The organism is Massilia sp. HP4 (assembly GCF_005222695.1).
Lineage (GTDB): Bacteria > Pseudomonadota > Gammaproteobacteria > Burkholderiales > Burkholderiaceae_D > Telluria.
Window position 1 is genome coordinate 96,811 of sequence record NZ_STGG01000035.1, and the last position, 17,977, is coordinate 114,787.

17 protein-coding genes are annotated in these 17,977 nt (G+C 66.5%); 10 read left to right on the forward strand and 7 right to left on the reverse strand.

The genetic code is table 11. From position 1 onward, the window contains the following. Positions 1-221: 221 nt before the first annotated feature. Complete coding sequence (locus E8M83_RS13175; protein ID WP_137173802.1) at positions 222-431, reverse strand: cold-shock protein; 210 nt, start codon at positions 429-431, stop codon at positions 222-224. 311 nt (positions 432-742) lie between these two features. Between E8M83_RS13175 and E8M83_RS13180 the strand changes: the two genes are divergently transcribed. Continuing rightward, positions 743-1,885, forward strand: a complete 1,143-nt coding sequence (locus E8M83_RS13180; RefSeq protein ID WP_137173803.1) for a sensor histidine kinase — start codon at positions 743-745, stop codon at positions 1,883-1,885. A 159-nt stretch (positions 1,886-2,044) separates the two neighbouring features. After that, positions 2,045-4,531, forward strand: a complete 2,487-nt coding sequence (locus E8M83_RS13185) for a hybrid sensor histidine kinase/response regulator (RefSeq protein ID WP_229491514.1) — start codon at positions 2,045-2,047, stop codon at positions 4,529-4,531. A gap of 9 nt (positions 4,532-4,540) precedes the next feature. Here E8M83_RS13185 and E8M83_RS13190 read toward each other — a convergent pair whose 3' ends face one another. The 3 genes from E8M83_RS13190 to E8M83_RS13200 are packed head-to-tail and all read right to left on the reverse strand — an operon-like array spanning position 4,541 to position 7,900. Further along, on the reverse strand, positions 4,541-5,251 hold the full coding sequence (locus E8M83_RS13190; protein ID WP_137173804.1) for a response regulator transcription factor: 711 nt from the start codon (positions 5,249-5,251) through the stop codon (positions 4,541-4,543). A 22-nt stretch (positions 5,252-5,273) separates the two neighbouring features. Next, a complete protein-coding gene (locus E8M83_RS13195; protein WP_137173805.1) occupies positions 5,274-7,217 on the reverse strand; it encodes a type IV pili methyl-accepting chemotaxis transducer N-terminal domain-containing protein in 1,944 nt (647 codons plus the stop codon). Positions 7,218-7,231: 14 nt separating this feature from the next. After that, on the reverse strand, positions 7,232-7,900 hold the full coding sequence (locus E8M83_RS13200) for a carbonic anhydrase (protein ID WP_137173806.1): 669 nt from the start codon (positions 7,898-7,900) through the stop codon (positions 7,232-7,234). Between the two features lie 258 nt (positions 7,901-8,158). Between E8M83_RS13200 and E8M83_RS13205 the strand changes: the two genes are divergently transcribed. From E8M83_RS13205 to E8M83_RS13230, 6 genes are all read left to right on the forward strand, one after another. Next, on the forward strand, positions 8,159-8,839 hold the full coding sequence (locus tag E8M83_RS13205) for a Crp/Fnr family transcriptional regulator (protein ID WP_170976796.1): 681 nt from the start codon (positions 8,159-8,161) through the stop codon (positions 8,837-8,839). A gap of 37 nt (positions 8,840-8,876) precedes the next feature. After that, positions 8,877-9,371 carry an Rrf2 family transcriptional regulator gene (locus E8M83_RS13210; protein ID WP_229491515.1) on the forward strand — a complete coding sequence of 165 codons (495 nt, stop codon included), beginning with the start codon at positions 8,877-8,879 and terminating at the stop codon, positions 9,369-9,371. After that, entirely contained in the window at positions 9,368-9,610 is a 243-nt protein-coding gene (locus tag E8M83_RS13215) for a DUF2249 domain-containing protein (RefSeq protein ID WP_137173808.1), read from the forward strand. Before E8M83_RS13210 ends, E8M83_RS13215 begins: the two co-directional genes overlap by 4 nt. Next, positions 9,595-10,887, forward strand: a complete 1,293-nt coding sequence (locus E8M83_RS13220; protein WP_137173809.1) for a permease — start codon at positions 9,595-9,597, stop codon at positions 10,885-10,887. The genes E8M83_RS13215 and E8M83_RS13220 overlap by 16 nt, the downstream gene beginning before the upstream one ends. Positions 10,888-11,003: 116 nt before the next feature. Continuing rightward, a complete protein-coding gene (locus E8M83_RS13225) occupies positions 11,004-13,202 on the forward strand; it encodes an NADP-dependent malic enzyme (protein ID WP_137173810.1) in 2,199 nt (732 codons plus the stop codon). A gap of 69 nt (positions 13,203-13,271) precedes the next feature. After that, positions 13,272-14,033, forward strand: a complete 762-nt coding sequence (locus E8M83_RS13230) for a sulfite exporter TauE/SafE family protein (protein WP_137173811.1) — start codon at positions 13,272-13,274, stop codon at positions 14,031-14,033. Here the strand turns inward: E8M83_RS13230 and E8M83_RS13235 are convergent. After that, positions 14,020-14,478, reverse strand: a complete 459-nt coding sequence (locus tag E8M83_RS13235) for an RDD family protein (protein WP_137173812.1) — start codon at positions 14,476-14,478, stop codon at positions 14,020-14,022. The genes E8M83_RS13230 and E8M83_RS13235 overlap by 14 nt on opposite strands. Positions 14,479-14,554: 76 nt before the next feature. After that, the gene (locus tag E8M83_RS13240; RefSeq protein WP_137173813.1) at positions 14,555-15,643 is read right to left on the reverse strand and encodes a tartrate dehydrogenase; all 1,089 of its coding nucleotides are present in this window, start codon (positions 15,641-15,643) and stop codon (positions 14,555-14,557) included. A gap of 96 nt (positions 15,644-15,739) precedes the next feature. On the opposite strand from E8M83_RS13240, the gene E8M83_RS13245 reads away from it, so the two are divergent. Both E8M83_RS13245 and E8M83_RS13250 read left to right on the forward strand, forming a co-directional pair. After that, a complete protein-coding gene (locus tag E8M83_RS13245) occupies positions 15,740-16,648 on the forward strand; it encodes a LysR substrate-binding domain-containing protein (RefSeq protein WP_137173814.1) in 909 nt (302 codons plus the stop codon). 334 nt (positions 16,649-16,982) lie between these two features. Beyond that, positions 16,983-17,633, forward strand: a complete 651-nt coding sequence (locus E8M83_RS13250) for a YitT family protein (protein ID WP_229491516.1) — start codon at positions 16,983-16,985, stop codon at positions 17,631-17,633. Positions 17,634-17,777: 144 nt separating this feature from the next. Here E8M83_RS13250 and E8M83_RS13255 read toward each other — a convergent pair. After that, a partial coding sequence (locus tag E8M83_RS13255) for an IS3 family transposase (protein ID WP_170976771.1) occupies positions 17,778-17,977 on the reverse strand: 200 nt, incomplete at its 5' end.

The following is a 17,977-nucleotide window of genomic DNA, read 5'->3' on the forward strand; positions in this document are numbered from 1 at the left end:
CCAGCAATAACGGCCTAGGGCAAGTCAGCCGGATGGGCTAGGAGGCGTGGAAACGGCTAGGCACAAGGGCCTAGCGTTGGCGGGGCCGGGCCGGAGGGCGGCGCGACTGGCGCGGCCACGACAAAAAGCCCGCCGAAGGGCGGGCTTTGGGAAGCGCTTGCAGCCCGCGGCAGCCTCGCCCACGCTATCTGCGTGGTGCGCGCCGCCGGCAGGCCGTCAGGTCAGATGGCGCAGATGTTTCCTGCCTTATCGCCTTTGGGTCCGGTCGAGCGCACGAAGGACACGCGCTGGTTTTCGGACAGGCTCTTGAAACCGTCGGATTGAATATCCTGAAAGTGCGCGAATAAATCGGCGCCGCCCGCATCAGGGGAGATGAAGCCGAAGCCCTTGGAATCGTTGAACCATTTTACGGTGCCGGTCTGGGTAGTCATTCGATAATTCCTTTTGCATTAATCAGAGCAAGATTGCTCAAATGCACATTCGACCAAGAAAAGGTGTGACGGGAGGGAATCAAACAGGACTGCCAAACGGCGAGACAGGAAAGAAAATCCAACAATAACAACGACTTGATGTAGTGCAGGATTGAAAGATACACGACTTTGGTCGGATGTCCTAACTGTTTCTTAATTTAATCTCCCGTTGAATGTCGAGCGCTTTTTTACGCGAATCGAGGATGACTGTTATGATGAAATGGCTCGGTGCGATGCGATTGACGCAAAGTCGGGAAATGGAATAGATAATAATGACAAAACATCGACTCGGTGATTTTATCCGCGATAATCTTGAGCCTATCCTGCAGGCCTGGGAAGATTTCGCGCGCACCATCGAGCCTCCCGCACTGACGATGGACGACGTCGAATTGCGCGACCACGCCAAGCAGATGCTGCAGGCGTTCGCCAACGACCTGGCGCAGCCCCAGAGCGACGAAGAGCGCAGCGCGAAATCGCGCGGCCTCGGCAAACGTGGGCGCGCCGACACGGCAGCCGAAGTCCATGCCGAAGCGCGCCTGGTTTCCGGCTATACCGTGGTGCAACTGGTGTCCGAGTACCGCGCGCTGCGATCCAGTGTGCTCACCTTGTGGGCGGCTGATGTCGCGACCGGCCAGTCGACCGACATGGACGACGTCAATCGCTTCAACGAGGCGGTCGACCAGGCGCTGGCCGAATCGGTCGCGCGTTACGAGGCGATGGTCAAGCAATCGCAGAACATGTTCCTGGCCATTCTCGGCCACGACCTGCGCAACCCGCTCGGCACCATCGTCACTGGCGCCAGCGTCGTCATGCAGGCGCAGGACATCCCGCCCAAATACGTGCTGGTGGCGACACGGATGTTCAACAGCGCCAAGCGCATGAGCAAACTGATCAACGACCTGATCGATTTCACGCGCACTCACCTGGGGCCGGGCATTCCGATCAAGGCCAGGGACGGCGATCTGCTGAAGGTATGTGAAGACGTGGTCGAGGAACTGCGCACCTCCCACCCCGAAAAGCTGATCGACTTCCAGGCGCCGGCCAAGCTCGAAGCGGCATTCGACGGCAGCCGCATGGCCCAGGTCCTGTCGAACCTGATCGGCAACGCCCTGCAGTACGGCGCGCCGGAAGCTTCGGTCAAGGTGCGCGTGAAAGATGGCGACGAGGCGGTCGTCATTGCGGTCAACAACCGCGGTCCCTCGATCCCGCCCGACAAGCTGGCCGGGATCTTCGATCCCCTGGTGCGCATCGCGTCGAGCGTCAACACCGATTACACCGAGCGCACGAGCCTCGGGATCGGCCTGTTCATCTCGCGCGAGATCGTCCAGGCGCACGGCGGCCAGCTGAGCGTCGCGTCGACGCCGCAAGACGGCACGACCTTTACCCTGACACTGCCGCGACGCCAGGGTACGTAAGCGAGAGCCGCATTCCGGCGGGTGACGGTATCCGTGCGGGCGCTGCGCTGGAAGCCGGCGGGCTGATTCTTGACGCGACAATGACTTGGCATTCCTGTACCATCCTTGGCGGCATTGGCCACCCGAGTCCCTTTACTTTATCTGCATGGATCGATGAACATGGCCGTATCACGCCAGGCGGAATGGAGCGAACAGCAGTGGCGCGATTCGCCGCTGGGCGACCCGTGCGGCTGGCCGTCGGCACTGCGCCTGGCCGCATCGCTGGTGCGCGATTCGCCCGCGCCCATGTGGCTGGCCTGGGACGATGCGCTGGCACTGCTTGCCAACGACGCCTGCCGCGCACTGCTGCCGGCCGCGCACGCTTATCGGCCGGGCGCGCCCGCCGCCGATGCCTGGGCCGATGCCTGGGACGCGCTGCGGCCGGCCGCCATGCAGGCGATCGAGGGCCGGGGCAGCCTGATCGAAGAGCTGGAGTTGCGCGTCGAGCGTGGGCAGGGCGCCGCCTCGGCCTGGGCGGAGTTCTCGTTCGCGCCGCTGCGCGACGACGATGGCCGCGTGCGCGGCCTGCTGTGCACCATGCAGGACCTGGGCCCGCTGGTGGCCGCCCGGTGCAGCCTGCGCGACAGCGAGGCCGCGGCGGCGCTGCGCAATGCCCAGACCCTGGAGACGGCCGAGCGCTACCGGCTGGCGGTTCTGTCGACCAACGATGCTGTCTGGGACTGGAACCTGGCCGACGGTCACGTGATCTGGAACCGGGCGGTGCAGACGCTGTTCGGCCACACGCCGGACGCGACCAGCGCCGACTGGTGGCTCGACCACATCCATCCCGACGACCGGCCGCGCATCGACAGCACGATCCATGCGGTGATCGACAGCCAGGGCAGCAGCTGGTCGGGCGAGTACCGCTTCCGGCGCGCCGACGGCAGCTATGCCGACATCTTCGACCGCGGCACGGTGCTGCGCGATGCCGACGGCCGGGCGCTGCGCATGATCGGCGCGATGCTCGACCTGAGCGAGCAAAAGGCGACCCGCGCGGCGCTGCGGGAAAGCGAGCGCCTGTTCCGCACCCTGTTCGAGTCGATCGACGAGGGCTTTTGCGTGATCGAGTTCGTGGATGGCCCGCATGGGCCGCTGAGCGACTATGTGCACGTGCTGGCCAACCCGGCGTATGCCGCCAATACCGGCATCGAGGACGTGGTCGGGCAACGGGCCAGGGACATGGTGCCGCTCGAGGCCCAGGCCTGGATCGACACCTACCGCGAAGTGCTCGAGGGCGGCCGGCCGCTGCGCTTCGAGCGCGAGCTGCGGCATACCGGACGTTTCCTGGAACTGGCGGCGCTGCGCATCGAGCCGCCCGAGCGGCGCCAGGTGGCGGTGCTGTTCCAGGACATCACCAAGCGCCACCGCGCCGAACTGGCGCTGCGCGACATGAACGACACGCTCGAGCGCCGGGTGCAAGAAGAAGTCCAGCGCCATGCGCGCATGGAAGAAGCGCTGCGCCAGTCGCAGAAGATGGAGGCGGTGGGCCAGCTCACGGGCGGGATCGCGCACGACTTCAACAATATGCTGGCCGTGGTGTCGAATGCGATGGAGCTGCTCGGCCGGCGCCTGGCCGGCAGCGACGAGCGCGCATTGCACTATGTCGGCATCGCCAAGGGGGGCGTACGGCGCGCCGCCCAGCTGACGCAGCGCCTGCTGGCGTTCTCGCGCCAGCAGCCCTTGCAGCCCGAGTCGGTGTGCGCCAACGACCTGGTGGCCGGCATGTCCGAGTTGATCCGCCATTCGCTCGGCGGCGCCATCCGCGTCGAGCTCGAACTGGGCGGCGATCCGTGGCTGCTGCACGTCGACCACAACCAGCTCGAGCACGCGATCCTGAACCTGGCCGTCAACGCACGTGACGCCATGGAGCGCGGCGGCCAGTTGCTGATCCAGACCGCCAACCGCGTGCTCGACCGGCACGCCTTCGTGGAACTGGGCGACGCCGCGCCGTCCGAGTACGTGATGATCGCGGTGGCCGACACCGGCACCGGCATGGCGCGCGAGGTGCTGGCCAAGGCCTTCGAGCCCTTCTTCACCACCAAGGAAGTGGGGCGCGGCACGGGGCTGGGCCTGAGCCAGGTCTACGGCTTCGTCAAGCAGTCCGGCGGCCAGGTGCGGATCGACTCCGTTCCCGGCCAGGGGACCCGGGTCGAACTGTACCTGCCGCGCCACCTGGCGCCAGCGAGCATGGCCGTGCCGAGCGTGCCGAGCGTGGCGGCGCCGGACATCGTGCGCGCGCGCGGCTTTGAGGCGGTCCTGGTGGTGGACGACGAGGCCGCGGTGCGCGACCTGTCGGCGGAAATGCTGCAGATGCTGGGCTACACGGTGCACGTGGCGGACGGCGCGGCGGCGGCCCTGCGCCTGCTCGCTGCGCATCCCGATATCGCACTGCTGTTTACCGATGTATTGATGCCCGAACTCGACGGCCGCGAGCTCGCCGTGCGCGCGCTGGAGCAGCGGCCCGGCCTGCCGGTCCTGTTCACCAGCGGGCATACGCGCAACGTGGAAGTCCTGGAAGGCATGCTGGCGCGGGCCAGGATCCTGGCCAAGCCGTTCACGCTGGCGCAGCTGGCAAGCCAGGTCAGGATGGCGCTCGACGGCGAGTAATGGGCGCGGCTAGTCGCGCCGCTCTTGTCCCGCCTGTTGGCCCGACTGCAGCCCATGCTCCACCGCGAACACCGCCGCCTGCACCCGGCTCGACAGCCCGAGCTTCTTGAGGATGTTCTGGACGTGGATCTTGACCGTGCTCTCGGCCAGGTCGAGCGCGCGTGCGATCACCTTGTTGCTTTCGCCGCGCGCCAGGCAGGCCAGGATCTCGCGCTCGCGCGGGGTCAGTTTATCCAGTTCCGAGGCCGGCGTCGGAGCCCTGGGCGCGTTGGCGCGCTGCACGTGGGCGAACAGCTTGCCGGCCAACGATTCGGCCAGCACCGATTCGCCGGCGGCGGCCCGTTCCACGGCCCGGGTCAGGTAGTCGGCATCGATATTCTTGAGCAGGTAGCCGCGCGCGCCGGCCTGCAGTGCCGCCGCCAGGTCGTCGGCTTCCTCGGACACGGTCAGCATCAGCACCGCGGCGCCGGGTCGGTCCTGCAGCATCAACTGCAGGGTCTCGATACCCGACATGCCGGGCATGTTCAGGTCGAGCAGGACGACGTCGGGCCGTAGCTGCAAGGCGCGCTTGACGCCATCGACGCCGTCGGCCGCTTCGCCCACCACATTGAAACGCGGATTGCGCTGCAGCAGCGAGCGCACGCCGCTGCGAAACAGGGTATGGTCGTCCACCAGCAGCACGCTGATCGTGCTGCCCTCCGTATTGGACTCAACAGTCATTCATGGTCTCCTATCCAGTGGTTCAGGCGGCGCGGCGCTGCGCCTGCGCGAGCCGGAGCCGCACCAGCGTGCCCGCTCCCGGCCTCGATTCGATGTCCAGGCTCGCGCCGATGCGGCCGGCGCGCTCGCCCATGATGTGCAGGCCCACGTGGCTGCCGTCGGCTCCCGGCCGGGCGTCGGTGTCGAAGCCGGCGCCATTATCCTTGATGCCGACCAGGTAGTCGTCGCCGTCGTCGACCCGCACCTCCACCCGGCTGGCCTGCGCATGCTTGCGCACGTTCGACAGCGCTTCCTGGACGATGAACAGGATCTGCAGCTGCGCCTCGCGCCCGATCGGCGGCCCACCCTTACCGTGCACCGAGAACGCGGTCTCGACGCCTGACTGGTCGGCGAACTTGCGCACCGTCTTGTGAAGGGCCGCGTTCAGGTCTTCTTCCGCCAGCCGGCTGCGGAAGTTCAACAGCAGCTCGCGCACGTCCTCGTAGCTTTCCTGGACCCCGGCGCGCAGCAGCGGCACGATGTCCTGCGCCTCGGCATGATGGCCCTTGGCGAGCGAAGTTTCCAGCATCTGCACTTGCAGGTTAAGGAAGTTCAGGCCCTGGGCGATGCTGTCGTGCAGGCCGCGCGCGACCAGGTTGCGCTCTTCGGAGATCGCCATCTCGCGCTCGCGCGCGGCCAGGCGCATGTTCTCGATCGCCACGCCAACCAGCTTGGCCAGGGTCTCGAGCAGCGCGCGTTCGCGTTCGCTGAAGCTGCGTTTTTCCATGAAGTGCAGGCTGAACAGGCCGACGTGCTGGTCTTGCGCATGGATCTGGAACACCGAGAGCGTCGCGAAGCCCTCGCGGCTGCAGGCCAGCGGGCCGACCTGCGGCATGTCTTCGAGCTTGTGCACCACCGAGATCTTCTTGGCCGCCGCTTCGCCGCACAGGCATTCGCCGATCTTCATGCAGCGCTCGGACTCGGCCATCTCGCTCGACAGGCCGTCGTGCACCACCATGTGCATGTTCTCGTTGCCCGGGTCGACGATGCGCACGGTGCTGCCGGCGGCGCCGAAATAGGCGGCGATGCGCGCCAGGAAGCCGCTGCTCATGGTCTCGAGCGTATGGCGCTGCTGCAGGAAGGCGGCGCAGTCGTACAGCAGGGCCAGTTCGCGGTTCTTGTCTTCGAGGCTGGCGGTCTTGCGCCGCACCTCGTCTTCGAGGTTGCAATACAAGTATTGCAGGCGGTCGGCCATCTCGTTGAAGCCGCTCGACAGCTGGCCGAATTCGTCGCGGCTCTCGACGTCCAGGCGCACGCCGAAATCGCTGCCGGCCATGCTGCGCATGCCCTCGCGCAGCCGCATCACGGGCGCGACGATCATCCCGAACATCAGGTAGACCAGGGCCACCGTGCCGCCAATCGCCAGCGCGACCAGCACCAGCTGCGAGGCGCGCAGCCAGAAGGTGCGCAACTCGTTGTCGCGTTCGATCAGCGAGACCAGGCGGTCGATGTCGGCCACGTAGTCTTCGAGCTGGTTGTCGAACAGGCGCAGGGCCTCGGCGCGCGCCGGTCCTTGTTGTTGCAGCACCTGGCGCGCCGCGGGGCGCACCTGGCTGCCCCAGCGCCGCGCCACGTCGAGGAAGGCGCCGTGGATCGCCGGCGTCGGCGGCAGGCCTAGCGGGCGTTGCGGGTCGCCCCGTTCGAGCAGCAGCAGGGTCGCCTCGATGGTGGCGATCTGGCGCTCGACATTGCGGTAGGCCTCGACCATGGGCGCCTGCGGGGTGCGCGGCAAGACCAGCGCGAGCCGGTAGTTGTGGCGGCGCAGGCTGCCGGTCTCGTTGATCGCCGCCGCCGCGCCTTCGAGCTGCCATGACAGCCACAGGGTGGCGCCGATTGCCGCCAGGGCCAGCAATAAAAAGCTGATCAGGGCGCCGACGATCTTGGTCGACAGGCGTTTGGCGGGAGCGAGGGCGGAATAGGCTGGCATGCGGTTCAGGCGGTTCAGGCGGCGCGTGGCCTCGGGACCGCGACCGGATCGAGGATGGGTAAGAACTCCTGCTTGCGCGCCGAGTACGCGAGCAGGGTGCCGGCGGCCAGGTCGAAATACCAGCCGTGCATCGCCAGTGTACCAGCCTCGACCCGGCGCCGGATCCATGGATAGGTCAGCAGGTTGTCGAGCGAGTGCAGGATGCTGGCCAGTTCGGCGGCGCGGCACTGCTCGTCGCCGTGCTTGTGGTGCAGCTCGCGCAGCACCTCGACCCGCACCGGTTCGGCCAATTGCATCCAGCGCGCGACGAAGCCGGTTTCCTGCGCCTCGCCGCTGGTGCCGGCGCCCGACATCAGCGCGCGAATGCCGCCGCAGCGCGCGTGACCGAGCACGATGATGCGCGCCACTTCCAGGCCGCAGACGGCGAATTCGATGGCCGAGCTCACGCCCGGCGGCGCATCCGGCGCGCAGGGCGGCACCAGGTTGGCGATATTGCGCACCACGAAGATGTCGCCCGGGTCGCAGCCGGTCAGCAGCGCCGGATCGACGCGCGCATCGCAGCAGCCGATGACCAGGGTGCGCGGGTGCTGGGCCTGGCGCAGGCTGTCGAGCGCGGTCGGCTCTTTCAGGTACTGGTCCTGGAAGCGGCTGAAGCCGCGGATGAATTTTTCGATGTCCTGCATGTCGGCCTCCGGTTTACCGCATTGTAGGCAGGGGCCGCGGCGCAGGCAGTTGGCATGACGACGTACGGTCGCTAGTTCAAATTGACTACTTCAACACTTAGCTCGGTCGTTTTTGATCCACATCAAGTTTTTATTTAGTCAACGAATTGTAGGATGCGGCATACGCGTTCACCACTCTGGCCGGACGCACTGCCGGTGCACCGGAACTTGTCGGCGCACCAGTCCTGACCGTGTTTTTATGGGCTTCGCCCCGAGTTTATCGTGAGCCGACATCGCATCGCACCCCGCCAGTTCCTGGCAACCCTGCCCCTGTTCGCCGACCTCTCGCCCGAGCAGCTCGACCTGCTCGCGCAAGCAACCACCGAGCTGCATGTGCCGCGCGGCCGCGTGGTCGTCGAGCGCGGCGAATCCTGCAGCGGCCTGCACGCCGTGATCTACGGCGACGTCAAGCTCTCGATCGTTTCGAGCGAAGGCGACGAGAAAGTGGTCGAGCTGATCGGCCCCGGCCAGAGCTTCGGCGAGGCGCCGCTGTTCATGGAGCGGCCCTACATGACCCAGGCCGAGACGCTGGCCGACAGCATGCTGCTGCATATCTCGAAGCACGCGCTGTTCGCGCAGATCGAGCGCAATCCCGGCTTCGCGCGGCGCATGCTGGCGTGCATGAGCCGGCGCCTGCACGGCCTGATCTCGGACGTCGAATCCTACACGCTGCGCAGCGGCAGCCAGCGCATCGTCAGCTACCTGCTCAAGGACGACCCGCCGCAGGGCGCGCAGGTGACGCTGGCGGCGCGCAAGAAGATGATTGCGTCGCGCCTCTCGCTGTCGCCCGAATACTTCTCGCGCGTGCTGCACGACATGGCCCACCGCGGCATGGTCGGCATCGCCGGGCGCAGCATCACCATCCTCGATATCGAGCGCCTGCGCGCCTATGAAGGCTGACGCCGCGCCGCCATCACCCACTTACGGAGGCAGTCATATGTACATGCACCTGACCGAATTCACCGACAACGCACTGCGCCTGCTGGTCTACCTGGGCAAGCACCGCGAACGCATCGCGACCATCAATGAGATCGCCGAACGCTACGGCATCTCGCGCCATCACCTGGCCAAGGTGTCGTGCGTGCTGGCCGCCTCGGGCCTGATCGAGACTTCGCGCGGCCGCCTGGGCGGGATGCGCCTGGCCGGCGCGCCGCGCGACATCCGCCTGGGTGAAGTCGTGCGCTGCACCGAGCGCGGGCTGGCGCGCGGCGCGCGCGGCGCTCCCGAGGGAGAGCGGCCCGCATGCGGCCAGCCGGACGACCGGCTGCAGCAATCGCTGGCGGTGGCCACCGCCGCCTACCTGGCCGAACTCAATCGCGTGACCCTGGCCGACCTGATTTCCAGCAGCGCCCAGCCGCAAGACGGCGTGCCGGGCTGGCTGGCGACCAATGCATGGCGCTGGCAGCATTCGACGCTGGAGGAGGGCGCATGAACAGTCACCAGATCGTCGCCATCGACGTCTCGGCCCTGGCAGCGCCGGAACCGATGGAGCGCATCCTCGACGCGCTCGATGCGCTGCCGCCCGGCGGCCGGCTGCAGGTGCTGATCCACCGCGAACCGTTTCCGCTGTACGAAATCCTCGACCGGCGCGGCTACGCCCACCGCACCATGCGCCGGCCGGATGCGCGCTACGACCTCGAGATCGAAGCGATGGCATGCAGCGCGCCCTGAACTACGCGGGTATGCCGGCGATCTCGGTGCCGCTGTCGTTCATGCTGGCGGCGCCGTGCTTCGCGCTGGCGGCTGCGCTGCTGCTGGTGTGGCATGGCGAACTGGCGCTGGTCTCGCGCTGGACCCCGGTCACGCTCGGCATGACCCACCTGATCGCGCTCGGTTTTCTCACCATGACCATCGTCGGCGCGCTGTTCCAGCTGCTGCCGGTGACGGCCGGCGTGGCCGTGCCGCTGGCGCGACCGGTGGCGCTCTTTTGCTGGTGCGCGCTGGGACTGGGCACCGCGCTATTGGCCGCCTCGCTCGGCCTTGGACTGGGCGCGGAGGCGTTCCGCGTCGCGGCGGGCCTGCTCGGCAGCGCCGGCTTCGTGTTCCTGAGCGCGATCGGCGCCGCGATCGCCGGGCGCGTGCCGCCGGGCGCGAAGGCGCTGGTCGAAGGCATCCGCTATGCCGCGGCGTCGCTGGCGATCACCATCGCGATCGGCGCGACGCTGGCCCTTTACCTGGGAGGGATCGGTGTCGTGAATGCGCCGCTGCTGACCGATATCCACGCCACCTGGGGCCTGGTCGGCTGGGTGATCGTGCTGACCGCGACGGTGTCGTTCCAGGTGATCCCGATGTTCCAGGGCACGGCGACCTATCCTCGCCTGCTCGAGACCTGGCTGCCGCCGTTGCTGTTCGTCCTGCTGTTCGGCTGGAGCGCGGCCCGGCTGCACGACGCCGCCTGGTGGCGCCTGGCCTGCGAGATCGGCATCGCCGCGCTGCTGCTGCATTATGCGTTCACCACTGTGCGCTACCTGCGGCGCCGCAAGCGCAAGCCGGATACCGGCACCCGCTACTGGATGCTGGCGATGGGGAGCCTGCTGCTGGCGGCGCTGCTGCATTTCATTGCGCTCGAGCGCCTGCTCGTGCCGCCCGATGCGCTGCCATTGCTGACCGGCGTGCTGGTGATCGTCGGCTGCGCGATGTCGGCGGTGAACGGCATGCTGTACAAGATCGTGCCCTTCCTGGTCTGGTATCACCTGGCGCACGCACATGTGGACGATGCGCGCCTGCCGCGCGAGCGCATGCCGAAACTGTCGGCGGTGCTGGGCGAGGCGCAGGCGGCGCGCCAGTGGCGCTGGCACCTCGCCGGCCTGGTCCTCCTGGCGCTGGCCTGCGTGTTCCCGGCGGTGCTGGCGCGGCCCGCCGGCCTGTTCCTCCTGGTGGCGCTGCTGCTGCTGGCGCGCGACATATCCGGCGCCGTGCTGCTGTATGCGCGCCTGCGGCGGTCGTGAATTGCGAACGATCGTGCTGAAGCAGGCCCGCACGCGATGCTGTCGCTTCGGCTAGAATGTTTGCCCATGAATGGAAGGCCGCCTTCCACGCCGCGACACCAAGCTATAGGAAGAACATGAGTACCGACAGTAATCTGAACGAAGCCCAGAACACGCAATTGCGCATCGACGCGCTCGAATACCACCGCAGCCCGACCCGCGGCAAGATCGAGGTGGTCGCGACCAAGCCGCTGTCGAACCAGCGCGACCTGTCGCTGGCCTACTCGCCGGGAGTGGCCTACGCCTGCGAGGAAATCGCCGCCGACCCGGCCACCGCTTTCGATTACACCTCGCGCGGCAACCTGGTGGCCGTGATCTCGAACGGCACCGCGGTGCTGGGTCTCGGTAACATCGGCCCGCTCGCCTCGAAGCCGGTCATGGAAGGCAAGGGTTGCCTGTTCAAGAAATTCGCCGGCGTCGACGTGTTCGACCTCGAGCTGGACGAACTCGATCCGGACAAGCTGGTCGACGCCATCGCCATGCTCGAGCCGACCGTGGGTGGCATCAACCTCGAAGACATCAAGGCGCCGGAATGCTTCTACATCGAGAAGAAGCTGCGCGAGCGCATGAACATCCCGGTCTTCCATGACGACCAGCACGGCACCGCCATCATCTCGACCGCGGCGCTGCTGAACGCGCTGAAGGTGGTCGGCAAGGACATCGGCCAGATCAAGCTGGTCGCCTCGGGCGCCGGCGCGGCGGCAATCGCCTGCCTGGACATGATGGTCCTGCTCGGCGTGAAGCAGTCGAACATCTACGTGACCGACTCGCGCGGCGTGATCTGGCAGGGCCGCGAAGCGAATATGGAAGCGAACAAGGCGCGCTATGCGCAGGCGACCGACGCCCGCAACCTGGCCGACATCGTGGCTGGCGCCGATGTGTTCCTGGGCTGCTCGACCGCCGGCGTGCTCACCGCCGAGATGGTCAAGACCATGGCCGACAAGCCGGTGATCCTGGCCTTGGCCAACCCGGAACCCGAAATCCGTCCAGAGGTGGCGAAGGCCGCGCGTCCGGACGTCATCATCGCCACCGGCCGCTCGGACTATCCGAACCAGGTCAACAATGTGCTGTGCTTCCCGTATATCTTCCGCGGCGCCCTGGATTGCGGCGCGACCCGCATCACCGACGAGATGAAGCTGGCCTGCGTGACCGCGATCGCCGAACTGGCCGAAGCCGAGGCGAGCGACGTGGTGGCGCTGGCCTACGAAGGGCAAGACCTGGCCTTCGGCCCTGAGTACATCATCCCGAAACCGTTCGATCCGCGCCTGCTGGCCGCGATTGCCCCGCGCGTGGCCGAAGCCGCCGCCGCATCGGGCGTGGCGACCCGTCCGATCGAGGACATGGACGCCTACCGCGACAAGCTGGGCCAGATGATCTACCACACCGGTTTCTTCATGAAGCCGGTGTTCAACAAGGCCCGCGCCAATGTGCGCAAGGTGGCCTACGCCGAAGCAGAAGAGCCGCGCGTGCTGCGCGCGGTGCAGGCCGTGGTCGATGAGGGCATCGCGCATCCGGTCCTGATCGGCGCGCCGGAGGCGATTGCCAGCGGCATCAAGGCCGCCGGCCTGCGCCTGCAGGAAGGCAGCGACTACACCGTGGTCGCCGCTGAATCCGACACCACGCTGCAAGGTACGCGCCTGCTCAAGTCGGGCCAGGTCGACGCCCTGATCTGCGGCATGAAGGGCAGCTACGACAGCCACCTGGAGCACGTCAAGAGCGAGATCGGCGTGGCGCCCGGCGCCGTGCTGGCCGCGATGAACGCGCTGGTGCTCGACAAGCTGACCCTGTTCATCACCGACACCTACGTCAACGAGACCCCGAGCGCCCAGGAACTGGCGGCGATCACCCGCCAGGCGGCCGACGCGCTGCAGCACTTCGGCCTGGAGCCGAAGGCGGCGCTGCTGTCGCATTCGTCGCAGGGCTCGTCCGAGCGTCCGTCGGCGCGCCGCATGCGCGAGGCGCGTGCGCTGCTGGCCGAGCAGGCGCCCGGGCTGGCGGTGGTCGGCGAGATCCACGGCGACGCCGCGCTGTCGCAGGAAATCCGCGACATCTACGGGATCGACGCCGGCTACTCGGGTAGCGCCAACCTCCTGGTGATGCCGTCGCTGGACGCGGCCAACATCTTGTTCAATGTGCTCAAGGTCGCGAGCGGCAAGGGCGTGACGGTCGGCCCGATCCTGCTGGGCGCCGCCAGGTCGGTGCACATCCTGAGCCCGAGCGCCACCGTGCGCCGCATCGTCAACATGACGGCGCTGGCGGCTGCGCAGGTCGTTTAAGCGCGCTTTTTCCGGTCGCGGCCGGATATCCGGCGGCCCCTTGCGGGCCGCCGTCCTTTTTTTTCAGCCATGGCTTCCCTGATCGACATCGCACTGAATTTTGGCCTGGGCGCCTCGCTCGGGATTGCCGGCGGCATGCTGGGCATCGGCGGTGGCCTGATCGCCATTCCGGTGCTGGGCATCCTGTACGGCATGAACCAGCACCTGGCCCAGGGCACGGCGCTGGTGATGATCGCGCCGAACGTGGCGATCGGCTTCTGGCGCTATCACCAGAAGCATCCGGTCGACTTGCGCTCGGTCGGCGTGGCCGGCCTGTGCTCGATCGGCACGGCATGGCTGGCGGCGCGCTTCGCGGTCGCGATCGATGCGCAGTTGCTGCACTACGCCTTCGCCGCCTTCCTGGTCGCGCTGGCCGTGTATTTCGGCTGGCCGTCGCGCCGCAAGACCGGTGCTCCACCGCCGGAGAGGGAAGTGCCACGCCGCCTGATGCCGGTGATCGGTGTCGCCAGCGGCGCGGTGTCCGGTTTCTTCACGATCGGCGGCGGCATGGTGGTGGTGCCGGCCCTGGTCAGCCTGTTCAAGATGCCGCAGACGCGGGCCCAGGGCATGGCCCTGGCCCTGGTGGTGCCGGGCGCCTTCGTGGCGCTGGCGACCTATGGCCATAGCGGCGCGGTCGACTGGCAGGTCGGCCTGCCGCTGGCGCTGGGCGGTGTGCTCACCGTGTCGTGGGGCGTGCACCTGGCGCATACCTTGCCGCAGCGCCTGCTCCGGGTGGCGTTCTGCACAGTGCTGCTGGGCGCCGCCATCTCGATGCTTGTCAGCGGCGCCTGACCGAGGGCTTTCGTCGCTTGACCACGACGGTGCCTGCCATCTTGTCGTGCCAGCCCTGCTTGCGTGGATCGATGCCGACCCAGAACAGGCCGAGCCCGAGCGGGATCGTGGAGACGTAGTAGCCGATATAGCGCAGCAGGAACTGGCGCGCGCTGGGCTGCTCGCCGGTGCGGGCGTCGACGATCACTGCGTCGATCGCTATCTTGCCCGGCGTGGTCGAGCGCGCGAGCCAGAACAGCATGACCGCGATGGCGGGCAGTACCCAGCTGATGAACAGGTCGGCCAGTCCGCCGTCGAAGGACGGTTCGTGCCAGTAGGCCGGCCCGTACAGGTGCCAGAGCAGCGGCACGGTGAGCATCATCAACAGGATGGTGTCGAGCAGGGCCGCGCCCACCCTGGCCCAGAAGCCAACGTATTCCGGTTCGTTCGTGTCGTGTGGCGCCATGCTGTCATTCCTGGCGTGATGTCGATGGTGCCAGCGACATTAGCACCTGGAACACGGCCAGGCAAGCCGCTGCGAATCAGGCGCCGGCACCCAGGTAACGCGCTACTGCCTCGCCGACCTCGGTGGTGCTGGCGGCGCCACCCATGTCCGGCGTGCGCGGACCCTCGACCAGGCATTGCTCGATTGCCGCCAGCATGGCGTCATGCGCGGCGGTATAGGTCGCATCGCCCTGGCCCAGGAATTCGAGCATCATCGCGCCGGACCAGATCATCGCGATCGGGTTGGCGATGTTCTGGCCGTAGATGTCGGGCGCCGAGCCGTGCACCGGTTCGAACAGGGAAGGGAATGTGCGTTCCGGGTTCAGGTTGGCCGATGGCGCGATGCCGATGGTGCCGGTGCAGGCCGGGCCGAGGTCGGACAGGATGTCGCCGAACAGGTTCGAGGCCACCACCACGTCGAAGCGCTCGGGCGAGATCACGAAGCGCGCGCACAGGATATCGATGTGGTACTTGTCCCATTTGACGTCGCGGTAGTCCTGGCCGATGGCGGCCACGCGCTCATCCCAGTAGGGCATCGAGATCGAGATGCCGTTCGACTTGGTGGCGGCGGTCAGGTGCTTCTTCGGGCGGCGCCGGGCCAGGTCGAAAGCGTACTTGAGGATGCGGTCGGTGCCGTGGCGGGTGAACACCGATTCCTGCAGCACGAATTCGCGCTCGGTCCCTTCGAACATCTTGCCGCCGACCGAGGAGTATTCGCCTTCGGTGTTTTCGCGCACCACGTAGAAATCGATGTCACCCGGCTTCTTGCCTGCCAGCGGGCAGGGCACGCCCGGCATCAGGCGCACCGGGCGCAGGTTGACGTACTGGTCGAACTCGCGCCGGAATTTAAGGAGCGAACCCCACAGCGAGATGTGGTCGGGCACCGTGTCGGGCCAGCCGACGGCGCCGAAATAGATGGCGTCGAAACCGTCCAGCTGCTGGCGCCAGTCGTCCGGCATCATCTTGCCGTGCTGCGCGTAGTAGTCGCAGTCGGCCCAGGCGAAGGTGGTGAATTCGAGCGCGATGCCGAAACGGCGCGCCGTCGCGTCCAGCGCGCGCAGGCCCTCGGGCATGACTTCCTTGCCGATGCCGTCGCCGGCGATGACTGCGATCTTGTGGGTTTTCATGGGGCGTCCTCTTGCTGTGCTTAGGTAGAGCGATCAGCATAATCCCAAACGGATTGTTTATAATGTGGCACTCTGTGATATCAAGGAACACGATGCGTGAATAATCTGTTGGAGAATGCCGACCTGCGGGTCTTCGTGACCGTGGTGCGCAAGGGATCGTTCGCGGCGGCGGCTGCGGAGCTGGGCATGTCAGCGGCCTATGTCAGCAAGCGGATCGGCGTGCTTGAAGACGCGCTGGGCGTACGGCTGTTCCAGCGCACCACGCGCCGCATCGTCATCACCGAGGACGGCGAACAGGCATTCGGCCGCGCCCAGGCCATCCTGGACAGCCTGGACGACCTGGTCGACGAGGTGTCCGAGCGGCGCCGCGAGCCGAGTGGACGGGTGCGCATCTGCAGCAGCTTCGGCTTCGGGCGCAATGTGGTGGCGCCGGCCATTGCGAAACTGGTGCGCGCCTGGCCGGCGCTGCAGATCCGGTTCGAGGTGTTCGACCGCCTGGTCGATCCGGTGGCCGAGGGCTTCGACCTCGATGTGCGGATCGGCGACGAGATCGCGCCGCAGCTGATTGCGCGCCAGCTGATGGCCAATCACCGCATCCTGTGCGCCGCGCCTGGATATGTCGCGCAGCACGGTGCACCGCGTTCGCTGCAGGAGCTGTCCGGTCACCAGTGCCTGGTGATCAAGGAACGCGACCATCCATTCGGCGTGTGGCGGCTGCGTTCGCGCGGTGTCGACGAGACGGTGAAGGTCTCGGGCGCGCTGTCGACCAACCATGGCGAGATCGCGTTGCGCTGGGCGCTCGACGGCGCCGGCATCATCCTGCGCTCGCGCTGGCATGCGCAGCCCCATCTCGATGCCGGGCGGCTGGTGCAGGTGCTGCCCGATTTCACCCAGGACGCCAATGTGTGGGCCGTCTATCCGCAGCGCTTGGGTAATTCGGCCAAGGTGCGGGTGTGCGTGGAGTTCCTGGAGCGCGAACTGGCGGCGGCGCAGGCGCCAGGCTAGGGCATAGTTACGGCCTGGGCCGCACCTCGATCGGGAGTGACTGCACCGCAATAGTGCATCGCACAAGAATGTTTCCCATTCGGTACGCACGGATGCCGCACGTATCGACATTGCATCGCAACATGAGCGATAATAGCGACCCGAAGCACTCCGTACCCCGTGAGATTCGGTCTTTTGCGCCCACCAGGCGCGCCGTTGAACCCTGTTGCCAGACTATCGCAAGGAACATGAACTTCAGCTCGTCGCTCGTCACTACCCCCTGCACGGCCATCCGGCGGAACCTTTCCGTTGGCGTGGCGATCGCTTCCATCGACACCGATGCGGCGGTACGAGGATGAGCCAGTCTGCCATGTTCCCGGGTTCGGCCGCGCCGAGCCCGCGCCCCGTCGTGGCTAAGCCGCATTCGCTGCTCGATGACGTCTACGGGATTACCGTGGGCGTGCTGTTCGTCACGGTCGGCATCGTGCTGTTGCAGGCGGCCCAGCTGATCACCGGCGGCGTGGCCGGCATCGCGCTGTTGTCGTCGTATGTGAGCGGGGTATCGGTCGGCACCTTGTTCATGATGATCAACGTGCCATTCTTCCTGTTCGGCTACCTGTTCATGGGCCCGCTCTTCACGCTGAAGTCGCTGGCCGGCAGTGCGCTGATCATGGGCCTGCTGAAGATCATGCCCTACGTGCTGGTGATCGACCACATCCATCCCGCGGTGGCGGCGCTGGGCGGCGGCACCTTCTGCGGCATGGGCATCCTGGCGCTGGCGCGCCATGGCGCCGGCGTGGGCGGCACCGGCATCGTGACCCTGTGGCTGCAAAAGAAATACAACATCAACGCCGGCCGCACCCAGGTGATGATCGACAGCGTCATCCTGCTGCTGGCCCTGGGCCTGGTGGCCCCCCACCTGGTCGGCTGGTCGGCAGTAAGCGCAATCGCCATGAGCAGCATGGTCATGGCCTGGCACCGCGCCGGCCGCTACTTCGGCAGCTAAGCTTCCACAATTAGGGTCAGAGTAAAATTATTGAGCAATTTCTTGACTTGATCGGCAGCTATTTCTAATAAGCAGGTGCCGGCAGTCAGGTAGGGGAATAATGAGGGTCAGAGTGAGATGCACCGGGATGGTGGACAGGGTTAATCAGGTACACCTGTGCATTTTTTCCACCTGGGAGGGCGTTTGGTAGCCGAGGGTTTGGTGGAGGCGCTGATGATTGTAATACACGTCGATGTAATCAGTGATTGCAGCCAATGCTGATTGGTGGTCATCGTAGATCGTGTGATGGGTCACTTCGTTTTTCAGGTTTGAGAAAAAGCTCTCTGCCACGGCATTGTCGTGGC